Annotated in this window: 12 protein-coding genes; 6 read left to right on the top strand and 6 right to left on the bottom strand. The window is 60.0% G+C overall.

Annotation, left to right across the window (positions count from 1 at the left end; translation table 11 throughout):
* Window positions 1-102 precede the first annotated feature (102 nt).
* The 3 genes from smpB (at window position 103) to IF204_RS14845 (ending at window position 2765) form a co-directional block, all read left to right on the top strand.
* Window positions 103-579 (top strand): SsrA-binding protein SmpB, encoded by a 477-nt coding sequence (smpB, locus tag IF204_RS14855; protein ID WP_194097857.1) that lies wholly within the window; start codon window positions 103-105, stop codon window positions 577-579.
* A gap of 135 nt (window positions 580-714) precedes the next feature.
* On the top strand, window positions 715-1581 hold the full coding sequence (sseA, locus tag IF204_RS14850) for a 3-mercaptopyruvate sulfurtransferase (protein WP_194097856.1): 867 nt from the start codon (window positions 715-717) through the stop codon (window positions 1579-1581).
* Window positions 1581-2765, top strand: coding sequence for an amino acid aminotransferase (locus IF204_RS14845; RefSeq protein WP_194097855.1), 1185 nt, complete (start codon window positions 1581-1583; stop codon window positions 2763-2765). The genes sseA and IF204_RS14845 overlap by 1 nt, the downstream gene beginning before the upstream one ends.
* Window positions 2766-2802: 37 nt before the next feature.
* Here IF204_RS14845 and IF204_RS14840 read toward each other — a convergent pair whose 3' ends face one another.
* From IF204_RS14840 to IF204_RS14830, 3 genes are all read right to left on the bottom strand, one after another.
* Window positions 2803-3141 (bottom strand): P-II family nitrogen regulator, encoded by a 339-nt coding sequence (locus IF204_RS14840; RefSeq protein WP_194097854.1) that lies wholly within the window; start codon window positions 3139-3141, stop codon window positions 2803-2805.
* A gap of 139 nt (window positions 3142-3280) precedes the next feature.
* Complete coding sequence (locus IF204_RS14835) at window positions 3281-4609, bottom strand: ammonium transporter (protein ID WP_194097853.1); 1329 nt, start codon at window positions 4607-4609, stop codon at window positions 3281-3283.
* A gap of 24 nt (window positions 4610-4633) precedes the next feature.
* The gene (locus IF204_RS14830; RefSeq protein WP_167636701.1) at window positions 4634-4972 is read right to left on the bottom strand and encodes a P-II family nitrogen regulator; all 339 of its coding nucleotides are present in this window, start codon (window positions 4970-4972) and stop codon (window positions 4634-4636) included.
* Window positions 4973-5237: 265 nt separating this feature from the next.
* Between IF204_RS14830 and IF204_RS14825 the strand changes: the two genes are divergently transcribed.
* Window positions 5238-7367: a transglycosylase domain-containing protein gene (locus IF204_RS14825; RefSeq protein ID WP_194097852.1), complete on the top strand. Its 2130-nt coding sequence runs from the start codon at window positions 5238-5240 to the stop codon at window positions 7365-7367.
* Between the two features lie 28 nt (window positions 7368-7395).
* On the opposite strand, the gene IF204_RS14820 is transcribed toward IF204_RS14825, so the two are convergent.
* From IF204_RS14820 to IF204_RS14810, 3 genes are read right to left on the bottom strand one after another with little or no spacing between them, the layout of a single operon-like run.
* Window positions 7396-7821 carry a hypothetical protein gene (locus tag IF204_RS14820; protein WP_228069223.1) on the bottom strand — a complete coding sequence of 142 codons (426 nt, stop codon included), beginning with the start codon at window positions 7819-7821 and terminating at the stop codon, window positions 7396-7398.
* Window positions 7821-8417: an MlaC/ttg2D family ABC transporter substrate-binding protein gene (locus tag IF204_RS14815; RefSeq protein ID WP_167636697.1), complete on the bottom strand. Its 597-nt coding sequence runs from the start codon at window positions 8415-8417 to the stop codon at window positions 7821-7823. The genes IF204_RS14820 and IF204_RS14815 overlap by 1 nt, the downstream gene beginning before the upstream one ends.
* Window positions 8417-9157, bottom strand: coding sequence for an MlaA family lipoprotein (locus IF204_RS14810; RefSeq protein ID WP_228069221.1), 741 nt, complete (start codon window positions 9155-9157; stop codon window positions 8417-8419). Before IF204_RS14810 ends, IF204_RS14815 begins: the two co-directional genes overlap by 1 nt.
* Window positions 9158-9335: 178 nt before the next feature.
* Between IF204_RS14810 and IF204_RS14805 the strand changes: the two genes are divergently transcribed.
* Window positions 9336-11072, top strand: a complete 1737-nt coding sequence (locus tag IF204_RS14805) for a type I secretion system permease/ATPase (RefSeq protein ID WP_194097850.1) — start codon at window positions 9336-9338, stop codon at window positions 11070-11072.
* Complete coding sequence (locus IF204_RS14800) at window positions 11069-12364, top strand: HlyD family type I secretion periplasmic adaptor subunit (protein WP_194097849.1); 1296 nt, start codon at window positions 11069-11071, stop codon at window positions 12362-12364. The genes IF204_RS14805 and IF204_RS14800 overlap by 4 nt, the downstream gene beginning before the upstream one ends.
* The last annotated feature ends 25 nt before the right edge of the window (window positions 12365-12389 follow it).

The following is a 12389-nucleotide window of genomic DNA, read 5'->3' as shown; positions in this document are numbered from 1 at the left end:
CGCGCTGCCTCGGAGTTTTTTGTAACTTTAACCGCGAAACGTGGCACCGCCAGCCCTTGCTTCACCTTGCCGCGAGCCGCGCGACAGCCTATCTGGTGCGCTATGGCTAAGAAACCGGAAAACAAGAACTACAAAGTCATCGCCGAAAACCGGCGTGCGCGTTACGACTATGCGATCGAGGAAGACCTCGAGGTCGGCATGGTTCTTACGGGGTCCGAGGTTAAATCCCTCCGGACCGGCCAGTCGAATATTGCCGAAAGCTATGCCTCGGTGGAAAACGGGGAACTGTGGCTGATCAACAGCTACATCGCGCCCTACGAACCCGCACGTCAGTGGGGCCACGAAGAACGCCGTCATCGCAAGCTGCTCGTCAGCAAGCGCGAAATGGCGCGTCTGTGGAATTCGACCAAGCGTGAAGGCATGACTATCGTTCCGCTGGTGATGTACTTCAACGATCGCGGCATCATCAAAATGAAGATCGGCATCGCGAAGGGTAAGAAGAACCACGACAAGCGTCAGTCGGACGCAAAGCGTGATTGGGCCCGCCAGAAACAGCGCCTGCTTCGCCACTCGGTCTGACGACCTGCTCACAATATGTCGCTTTATCCCAGCTTTTGTTGCCGAAAATGGCGCAGGGGCGTGCTTCCCCTTGCGTCTCGAATACTGCGGGGTTAGGGGAAATTTGATTGACCGGATCGTGAGGGGGCACCGCGCATGAGCCAACAATTTCAGGACGACCCCAAAACACTCGTCTCGACCGAGTGGCTTGCCGCACACCTGAAAGACCCCGAGCTGCGTGTTCTGGATGCATCGTGGTTTCTGCCGACCGCCGACCGCGATCCCAAAGCCGAATTTGCCGCCGAACATATCCCCGGCGCGCGCTTCTTCGACATCGACGAAATCTCGGACCTGCGTTCGGACCTGCCGCACATGGCACCGCCGGTTGAAAAGTTCATGAGCCGTATGCGTGCCATGGGCGTCGGCGATGGTCATCAGGTCGTTGTGTATGACGGCGCCGGACTGTTCAGCGCCGCCCGCGTCTGGTGGCTGTTCCGCCTGTTCGGCATCAAGAATGTTGCCGTGCTGGATGGCGGCCTGCCCAAGTGGAAGGCCGAAGGTCATCCCGTGACTGACGAAGAGCCCGTCATCCGCGACCGCCACATGATTACCAGCGTTCAGAAGAACCTCATCAAAGACGTGACCGAGGTCGCTCGCGCCGCCAAGTTGCGCGATCACGAGATCATCGACGCCCGCGCCGCGAACCGCTTCAGCGGTGAAGCTGCCGAGCCGCGTCCGGGTCTGCGCTCCGGCCATATTCCGGGTGCCAAGAACGTCCCGTTCGGCAACGTGCTGAACGACGACGGCACCATGAAGGACGCCGATGCGCTGCGCCAGACGTTCGAAGCTGCTGGCGTGAACCTCGACAAACCTGCCATCACCAGCTGCGGATCGGGAGTGACCGCGGCGGTGCTTTGCCTTGCGCTCGAACGCATGGGCAAGACCGATTACTCCCTCTACGACGGCTCGTGGTCCGAATGGGGCATGTACGCCGATCTTCCCATCGAAACCGGAGACGCATGATGCTCGAGCATCTGACTGAACAACCCGCTGACAAGATCCTTATGCTGATGCAGGCATACAAATCGGATCCCCGCACCGACAAAATCGACCTTGGCGTTGGTGTCTATAAAGACCCCAAGGGCGTGACACCGGTGATGCGCGCTGTGAAGGCTGCCGAGCAGAAGATCTGGGAATCGCAGGAAAGCAAGTCGTACACCAGCCTCGCCGGTGAACCGCTGTACATCGAGGGCATGATCAAGCTCGTTCTGAACGGTGCTGTCGCGCGCGAGCGTATCTCGGGCGTCACCACGCCAGGCGGTACCGGTGCGATCCGTCAGGCTTTCGAACTGATTAAGAAAGCCACCCCGCAGGCGACCATCTGGGTATCGAACCCCACGTGGCCGAACCACCTGTCGATCCTGAAGTATCTGGATATGCGCCACACGGCCTACACCTACTTCGACACCGCGACCCGCGATGTGGACTTCGACGGCATGATGGGCGACCTCGCCAACGTCAAAGCCGGTGACGTCGTTCTGCTGCACGGCTGCTGCCACAACCCGACCGGCGCGAACCTGACGCTAGAGCAGTGGAAAGAAGTCGTTGCCCTGCTGAAGGCCAAGGGCGCGGTTCCGATGATCGACATCGCCTACCAAGGCTTCGGCGACGGTCTGGACGCAGACGCTCAGGCAACGCGTCTGGTTGCTGCTGGCGTTGACGAATGCATTATCGCTGCCTCGTGCTCCAAGAACTTTGGCATCTACCGCGAGCGCACCGGCGCCCTGATGACCATCGCGCGCGATGAGGGTCAGGCCAAGCTGGCTCAGGGTATGCTCCAGTTCCTGAACCGTCAGAACTATTCGTTCCCGCCGGACCACGGTGCCCGTATTGTCGCGACCATCCTGAACGACGACGCGCTGCGCGCTGACTGGGAAGCCGAACTGGAAGACGTTCGTAATACCATGCTTGGTCTGCGGACCCAGTTGGCTGACGAGCTGAAGCGCCTGACCAACACCGACCGCTTCGATTTCATCGCCAAGCACCGCGGCATGTTCAGCCAGATCGGCACCACGCCGGAGAAGGTCGAACAGATGCGCGCTGACAGCGGTATCTACATGGTCAGCGACAGCCGCATGAACATTGCGGGCCTCAATGCGGAGACGGTTCCGCTTCTCGCTCAAGCGATCGTCAAAGCCGGCGTCTGATAAAAGAAAGGCGGGTCCCAAGACCCGCCTTTTTTCGTTACAGGGCGTCTTCGCCTATCTCTCCGGTACGCACCCGCACGGCACCTTCCACATCCATGACGAAGATCTTGCCGTCGCCGATCTTGCCGGTGTTGGCCTTCGAACTGATGGTCTCGATCACCTGATCGACCATGTTGTCGGGCACGACGATCTCCAACTTCACCTTCGGCACGTAATGCACCGCGTACTCAGCGCCGCGGTAGATTTCGGTGTGGCCGGACTGCGAGCCGAAGCCCTTGATTTCGGTCACCATCATGCCCCGAACGCCGATAGCAGTGACTGCTTCGCGGACTTCGTCTAGCTTGAACGGTTTGATGGCGGCAACAATGAGTTTCACGGTGATATCCTCCGGGAATATGAGGGGCAGCATGCTCCCCACAGTTAGCGCAATTTTGGGCTAAGTTCATGGAGAAAGGCAACAAAAAACCCGGGCGCGAACGCCCGGGCCTTTAGTCTGAATGGAATTGAAGTGCTGATTAGCGCTTCGAGAATTCCGGGTAAGCTTCCATGCCGAGCTCAGCCATGTCGAGACCGTTGATCTCGTCTTCCTCGGTGACGCGGATGCCCACGACTGCCTTGAGGATGAACCATACGACCAGCGAGACAACGAAGGTGAAGATGCCGACTACGATGATACCGTAGAGCTGGGTACCGAGCGACGCGTCACCGTTGGTGAAGACAACTGCGATGGTGCCCCAGATGCCGCAGACGAGGTGGACCGGGATCGCACCGACAACGTCATCGAGCTTGAGCTTGTCGAGCAGCGGAACAACGAGGACAACCAGGATGCCGCCGATCATGCCGATGATGGTAGCTGCGCCCAGGGTCGGGGTCAGCGGTTCAGCGGTGATCGAAACGAGGCCAGCCAGTGCGCCGTTGAGAACCATGGTCAGGTCGACCTTCTTGTACATCAGCTGGGTCAGGACCATTGCGGCGATCGAACCACCTGCTGCAGCAGCGTTGGTGTTAGCGAAGATGCGCGAGATGTCAGCGACGTCACCTACGGTGCCCATTGCGAGCTGCGATGCGCCGTTGAAGCCGAACCAACCGAGCCACAGGATGAACGTACCGAGGGTAGCGAGGGTCAGGTTCGAACCCGGGATCGGAACGGTCTTGCCGTCTTTGTACTTGCCGATACGCGGACCGAGGACGAGCAGACCAGCGAGAGCAGCCCAGCCACCGACCGAGTGAACAACGGTCGAGCCAGCGAAGTCTAGGAAGCCAGCAGCGTCAAGGAAACCACCGCCCCACTTCCACGAAGCCTGCAGCGGATAGATGATCGCGGTCAGGACGATAGTGAAGAACAGGAAGGGCCACAGTTTGATGCGCTCGGCGAGGGTACCCGAAACGATCGAAGCAGTGGTCGCACAGAACATCAGCTGGAAGAAGAAGTCCGAACCGGTCGATGCGTAGCCGTAGTCGTCGGCTGCATCACGTGCAACGCCAACAGCTTCGAGAGCAGCGGTGCTCCAGACGCCCGACAGTACGCCGTCGATCGACCAGGTGCCGAGCGGGTACATCAGGTTGTAGCCGATGAGGTAATAGAAGATCGCTGCCAGCGAGAAGAGGGCAACGTTCTTGGTCAGCTGCATAGCAACGTTCTTGGTGCGAACGAGGCCAGCTTCGAGCATTGCGAAGCCTGCTGCCATCCAGAATACGAGGAAGCCACCGATAAGGAACAGCAGCGAGTTGAAGATGAAGATGCTGTCGGTCGAGGCGTCAACGCCGGCCGTTGCATCCTGGGCAAAGCCCGCAGCCGGAAGCGCGATGAGCGCTGCGGCGGGGAGGAGTTTGGTGAGTTTCATAAGTTCGTTTCCCAATCGAGCGTCTTAAAGAGCGTCGTCGTTCGTTTCGCCGGTACGCACACGAACAGCGCCTTCGACGTCCAGAATGAAGATCTTGCCGTCGCCGATCTTGTCGGTCTTGGCGGTGGTGGCGATGGTCGAAACCAGCTGGTCTGCCATGCTGTCAGGCACCACGATCTCGAGCTTCACTTTCGGAACAAAGTTCACAGCGTATTCAGCGCCGCGATAGATTTCGGTGTGACCCGACTGCGAGCCGAAGCCCTTGATCTCGGTCACCATCATTCCCCGTACGCCCATGGCGGTCACAGCCTCACGGACCTCCTCGAGCTTGAACGGCTTGATAGTAGCAATGATGAGTTTCACGTTCTTCCCCTTGAGAGTTATATCTCGACGTCCGTTAACCGGCGTACGTGGAGACATGGAGGCGCCACACATGCCGTTTTCTCAAGCAATCACGGGATGGAGAGCCGCGCTGGCAGGTCAATACTGCCTAAAATTTCTACATTTTGTGCGTTTTGCCCAAAAATTGAACCGTAAGAAAACTCAAAAGCAGGCAAATCTTCGCTCTCTACAATTCTAGCGGCACCAGATAGACTCGCCTCAAAACAACAACGCAGACGAGCAGCACATGAGCAAATCCGGCAAGAACCGGCCGCCGTTGGTGGCTGATAACCGGTATAGCAGGCGCGCGGAGCAGACAGCGAAGAAGCCCGAGCCAAAGAAGAAGTCGCCCAAGAAGCGCCGTTCACCCGCCCCGCGCAAGCGTCGCGGCCCGATCGGGATGATCCTCGCTCTCTTCGGTGGCATCCTCCGTTTGATCTGGGGCATCATCTGGCGCGGCGGCGCTATCGTTGCGCTGATCATCGCGGGGGCTGTCTGGTACAAGTCGACCACCTTGCCCGATATGGCAGAGTTGATCGACGGACGTGCGCGCGGCTCTGTCACGATGCTGGACCGCAACGGACGCGAGTTCGCATGGCGCGGCGACCAGTTCGCGGGGATGATTACCGCGGAAAGCGTATCGCCCAACCTGCGCAATGCCGTCGTCGCGACCGAGGACAAGCGCTTCTATAGTCACTTCGGCGTCTCGCCGCGCGGCGTGCTTGGTGCGATCCGGTCGAACCTGCGCTCCGGCAATGGTCCGCTGTCCGGCTCCGGCGGCTCGACCATTACTCAGCAGACCGCAAAGCTGCTCTGTCAGGGTCAGCCGTTCGACCGCACTATCTGGGACAGCGAAGCCGCATATGAGGCCGACTGCCGCCAGACTACGCTTTGGCGCAAAGTCACCGAAGCCGTCTACGCGATGTCGATGGAGCTGAAGTACACCAAGGACGAGATCCTTACGATCTACCTCAACCGCGCCTACCTCGGCGCAGGTACGCGTGGGTTCGAGGCCGCTTCGCAGCGCTACTTCGGCGTATCATCTTCCGAAGTGAACCCTGCCCAAGCCGCTCTGCTGGCCGGTCTTCTGAAAGCGCCGTCGTCCTATGCGCCGACCTCGAACCTCCAGCGGTCGTGGGACCGCGCGAGCGTGGTTGTCGGCCTGATGGAAGATCAGGGCTACATCACCGCCGCGCAGGCGCAGGACGCGCTGAACAACCCCGCGCAGATCGTATCGAACGCGCGCGGACGCGAGGGCGGCTATTTCGCGGACTGGGTGATGGACTCCGGCCCATCGTATTTCACCGACGACACCACCGAGGACGTGATCATCAGCACAACCTTCGATCCCAAAATCCAGCAAGCCGCCGAAGATGCGCTCGCTTGGATTTTCGAGAACAAGGTCAAGGAAGGCTCCAACGCGCAGGCAGCTATTGTTGTCATGTCGGCTGACGGCGCGGTCCGCGCCATGGTCGGCGGGCGGGAATTGACCTCGGGCGGTTCGTTCAACCGCGCGACTCAAGCGCTCCGCCAGACGGGCTCACTTTTCAAGCCGTTCGTCTTTGCCGCCGCGCTCGAGCTTGGCCACCGTCCAATGGAGATCATCAATGACGCCCCAATGTGCATGAATATCGCAGGCTCGGGTGAATGGTGTCCGCAGAACTACGACCGCCAGTTCAAGGGCCCGATCACGCTGACCCAAGCACTTCAGGAAAGCCGCAACATCCCGACGATCCTTCTGTCGGAGTCGGTTGGCCGCGAAGCGGTGCGCTCGGTCGCCAACGGTTTCGGCCTCTCCGCCGAACTGGCGCAGGGCCCCGCCCTCGCGCTCGGCGTATCGGAGTCGACCCCGCTGGAAATGACTGGCGCCTACGCTGGCATCCTGAACGGCGGTTCGTCGGTAACGCCTTACGGCATGAACGAACTGCGTCTGCGCCGTGACGACACCCCCCTTATGGGCTCGGGTGGCGGCATTGGCGAGCGTGTGATCCGCGAAGAAAATGCCCGCAAACTGACGTGGATGATGACGCAGGTCGTCGAACACGGCACGGGTCAGCGCGCCCGTATCGACGGTTGGCAGATCGCGGGTAAGTCGGGCACGACGCAGGCGCTGCGCGATGCATGGTTCATCGGCTTCACCGCTGACTATGTGACCGGTGTCTGGATGGGCTACGACGACAACACCCCCATGTCTGGTGTCACTGGCGGCAGCCTGCCCGCTGAAATCTGGCACGAGACGATGGTGCGCGTGCTCGAAGACATGGTGCCGCTGCCCCTCCCGACCATTGCGCCGAGCAGCGAACCTGCTGGTCCCGTCATGTCGGACGCCGAAGCGGAGAACCTGATCAATCTGATCCTGAGAGAACTGCAACGCTAAACAAGAAAGGCGCCCATCGGGCGCCTTTTCATTCTGCTTCTGCCGAGACTTCGGTGACTTCCGCGTCGTCGGGGATTTCGACCTCCGTCGCCGCTTCGACAACCGCGTCAGGGTCGGTGCAGCGTTCGTACCGGAAGGCATAGCCGTCCCATGCCATGATGAGACCTTCGTTCTCGGCTGCGTTCATGACGAACGCGCGCTCGGACCACTGTTCGTCCTCGCCCGAGCATTCCATGACGTAGAGAGTCGCCGACATGTTATCGACTTCGACCGGATCGGTCATGCGGCACTCCATCCCGACACCGTAAAAGATGCCGTCCTTGATCTGGAGCGCCCCGCCGTCGACACCGACCAATCCGCATTCCGAGTTGGCCGTCTGGCGGTAAGTCCCGTCATAGCCTTCGGCGAACGCCACGACGGGAAGGAAAGTCAGAAAAACGACCTGCTTGAGCATCAGGACGCTTTTTGCAGGTCGGCAATCATCGCATCGATATCGCCGCGCTGGCGGTCCAGCATCGCGCCGATCTCGGTCCGCTCGGACGTGATCATGTTCACACCCTCAATGAAGAGGTTGATGAAGCGTGGGCTGCCCGAGCCATCGGAGATGACAAAGCTGACTTCGAACGGAGCCTGCCCCGGCAGAATCGCCATCGCGCGGACTTCGACACCATTCGGCACGGTCACAACGTCACGCACTTCGATACGGCCACCGACAAATTCGCGGAAGCGGCCACCGTACTTGCGGGCAGCGTAGCCTTTGAATGCTTCGGTAAAGCGCTTCTGCTGGTCGGCCGACGCACGGCGCCAGTCTACGCCCATCGCGGTACGTGCGATGATCGGCACGTCGGCGTAGCGGTCAAAGATGCCGGCAAAGTCCTGAATCATCGCGCTCTCGGACTTACCCGAAGCGATAGTCGCGTTGATCTCGGCCACAAGGGCGTCGACCAGCTGACGGGCCTGATCGCTGCTGAGCGCAAAGGCGCTGGCAGGGAGCAGAGCTGCTGCTCCGGCGAGAGTGATAAACGTGCGGCGGTTGAGCGCGAAGGTCATTACTGGTCCTCGTAGGGATCGAAATACGGGTCTGCGTAAGGATCTATATAGGCGTCAGACTGCTCTTGGCCCAACTCGTATCGACGATTTTCAAGGTAAAGAAGTCGTGCTTGGGCGTAACCATCTGCACTGTCATACAAAACCGAGTCGACAGAATTTCCGAAAGCACCGCGCGTGATGATCTTATCGGCCACATTCGCGGCAGTTCCGTATGCTAATTGTTCGTCGGTCACCCAATTGCCGAGCGGATCGTAGAGCATATCGACGATTTCGCCGACGGCATCACGCTCGGTCGACGGGCCCAGGACTGGTAGCTCGACATAGGCTCCTTCGGGCACGCCCCAAACGGCGAGAGTCTCGCCGAAATCGGTGTCTTCTTCGTAGAGGCCGATGATGTCCGCAACGTCGAACAGACCGTAGAAACCGACGGTCGAGTTGATGACAAAGCGGAAGGTGTTCGTGCTCGCGCCTTTGATGTCGCCCTGAAGGATACCGTTCGCAATGAGGCCCGGCAGCGAGACGTTGTCGGCAAAGTTCGTCACGGTCTGGGTGACGCCATCGGGCAGCGTATTGGCAGCCTGGCTTGCAGGACGCAGAAGCGCGCGATCCAACCCGACGTTGAATTCGTGGATCTGACGGTTTGTCTGTTCATACGGGTCGTGGATCGATTGCCCCTCGGGCGCAACCGAACAGGCACCGAGCGCAATGAGAACGGGAAGGCTTACAAATACTGGTTTCAAAGGGACTGATCCTGTGGTTTCCGTGCCGCCAGAGGTTGCGCTGTCACCCGACTGTCTTGTTTGGGAAGCATACGCGCTGCATAACGGTCCTAGCGGTAAATTGGCCGGATTAGAATAGAACGATTGCGCGAGCGGCGAGGATGTCGCAACTCGGACGCACCAAGGGACAATACGACGAATGAGACCCCAAAGCACCCAGCGCGGCGAAGCAGAGCTTGTCGCCGCTCGCAAGGAGAGTCGCGGTCTGTACTGGTTAGTGGCCGTTTTCAGTTTCGTGGTGAACATCCTGATGCTGACCGGTCCTCTTTACATGATGAACGTTTACGACCGTGTGATGGGTTCGGGCTCTGTCCAGACGCTCGTCGCCCTGACGGTGCTCGTCGGTTATCTCTACTTGTGCATGGCACTGACCGATTACGTCCGTGGCCGCGTTATGGGCCGTGTCGGTGCCCGCTTCCAGTCCCGGCTTGATCGGCGCGTGTTCGAAGCATCGCTCCGCGCGCATTCGATCAACAAGGCCATCCCCCAAGCGGCCAGTGGTTTGCGCGACCTCGAATCAATTCAGCGGTTCATCATCTCGCCCGCCCTGATGTCGGCGTTCGATCTGCCGTTCATGCCGATCTTCTTCGCTGGCATCTTCATTTTCCACCCCTACCTCGGCTACCTCGCTCTGGTCGGCGCGTTTGTGCTTATCATGATAACCATCGCGAACCAGCTTTCGACCAAAGTTCCGCTGGAGAACGCCAACCGCCAGACCCAAGCTTCCGAGGCGATGGGACAGCTCATCCGGTCCGAAGCCGAAATGGTGCAGTCGCTGGGGATGCGCAATTCGACCTTCGCCCGCTGGAAAACACTGCGCGAGGAGTCGCTCGCCGCAACAATCAGCGCGGCCGATAAGGGCGGCACGTTCTCGTCGCTATCCAAGGCGCTCCGTCTTTTCCTGCAGTCCGCGATGCTCGGCCTCGGTGCTTACCTCGCGTTGCAAGGTTTGATGTCGGCAGGCGCCATGATCGCAGGTTCGATCCTGCTGGGCCGCGCGCTCGCCCCGATTGAGCAGATTATCGGTCAGTGGGCCAACGTCGTCCGCGCTCGCGAAGGCTGGCGCAACCTGTCTGTCCTGTTGAGCGAAGTTCCAGTCGAACAACCGCGTACCGAGCTGCCCAAGCCGCGCGCGATCCTCGATGCGCAATCTGTGACCATTGTCCCGCCGGGCGAGGCACAGGCTTCGCTGCGCATGGCGAACTTCCGTCTGGAGCCAGGCAACGCCGTTGGTGTCATCGGTCCGTCCGGTGCGGGCAAATCGACACTGGCCAAGGCCGTGACCGGCGTCTGGCGTCCGGCGGGCGGGAAGATCCGCCTTGATGGCGCGTCGCTTGATCAGTACGAGCCTGACGTTCTGGGATCGCACATCGGATACCTGCCGCAGCGGGTGCAACTGCTCGATGGGACGATCAAGGAAAACATCGCCCGCATGTCTCCGACACCGGACGACGCCGCTGTGATCAAAGCTGCCAAGCGTGCCGCCGCGCACGAGATGATTCTGAAGCTCCCCGATGGTTACGACACCCGCGTTTCTGCTCTGGGCGGTCGCCTGTCAGGCGGTCAGATCCAGCGTATCGGTCTGGCCCGTGCGATGTATGGCGATCCGGTCATTCTGGTCCTCGATGAACCGAATTCGAACCTCGACAACGAAGGCTCCGTCGCGCTGAACGAGGCGATCCGCACGTTCAAATCCGAAGGCCGCTGCGTCATGATCATGGCCCACCGCCCTGCAGCCATTCAGGAATGCGACATGCTGATGATGATCGAAGGCGGACAGGTTCGCGCATTCGGACCCAAGGATGAAGTCCTGCGCAGCGTGACCCGCAACCACCAAGAGATTATCGACAAATCCGGCCCGGGAGGCGTGTCATGAGCCAAGAAAAGTGGTCCGTCCGTCCGCTCGTGATGCTGGGTCTGTTCTCGGTCGTCATTCTGTTCGGCGGGTTTATGGCATGGGCGACCTTTGCCCAACTCAGCGGGGCGGTCATCGCGCCGGGCCGTGTCGAGGTTGATCGCAACCGTCAGGTCGTGCAGCACCCATATGGCGGTGTCGTCGACGCGATCCTCGTCGACGAAGGCGAAACCGTCACAGAAGGCCAGTTGCTCATCCAGCTTGATGCCGACGAGTTGCGCAGCGAACTGGCAGTTATCGAAGGGCAGCTATTCGAGCTTATCGCCCGCCGCAATCGCCTCGAAGCGGAACGTGACAACACGGACGACGTCACCTTCGACGCATTTCTCACTGACGAAGGAGGCGACTCTGCTGTCGCGCTGATGAACGGCCAAGCCAGCCTGTTCGACGCGCGCCGCGCCTCCGCCGATACCCAGATCGAACAGTACCGCCGCCGGATTGAACAGACGCAGGAACAGATCAAAGGCATCGAGGCGCAGCAGGTATCGCTACTCACCCAGCTTGAATTGATCGAATCCGAACTCGCCGACCAACAGCAGCTTCTTGATCGCGGCCTTGCCCAAGCGACCCGTGTCCTTGCGCTCCAACGGGAGCAGGCGAACCTTGAGGGGCGTCAGGGTGAACTGACCGCAGGCATCGCCCAATCCGAGGGGCGCATTACCGAAATCGAACTCGCGATCCTCGGCATCGAGACGACCCGCCGCGAGGAAGCCATCTCGCAACTCCGCGAACTGCAACCGGTCGAACTGGAACTACGCGAACGTCGCCGCACGCTGGCCGCACGTCTCGACCGCCTCGATATCCGAGCGCCCGTCGCGGGTGTGGTCTACGGCCTGACCATCTTTTCCGAAGCCGCCGTCATTCAGCCCGCGGAACCGCTGCTCTTTATTGTGCCGCAGGACCGTCCGCTGGTCATCAGCTCGCGGATTTTCACGCGCGACATCGACCTTGTACGCACCGATCAAGAAGTGACCCTGCGCTTCTCCGCCTTTGACCAACGTCAGACGCCTGAACTCTACGGCCATGTCGTCACCATTTCGGCCGATGCTTTCGAAGACGAAGCCAGCCGGATGTCATACTACCGTATCGAAATCGTGCTCAACGATGGGGAAGCCGAACGACTGCCCGAAGGAAGCGTTATCGTCCCAGGTATGCCTGTCGAAGCATTCATCAGGACGGGAGAGCGCAGCCCTATGGCGTTTTTGACAAAGCCGCTTACAGATTTCTTCACGCATTCTTTCCGCGAATTCTGAACAACAGGACGCCATCGGACACAGG

It is taken from the genome of Marivivens aquimaris (assembly GCF_015220045.1).
Lineage (GTDB): Bacteria > Pseudomonadota > Alphaproteobacteria > Rhodobacterales > Rhodobacteraceae > Marivivens > Marivivens aquimaris.
The sequence above is the reverse complement of the archived record's forward strand: the minus strand, read 5'-3'. Positions and strand labels throughout refer to the sequence as shown.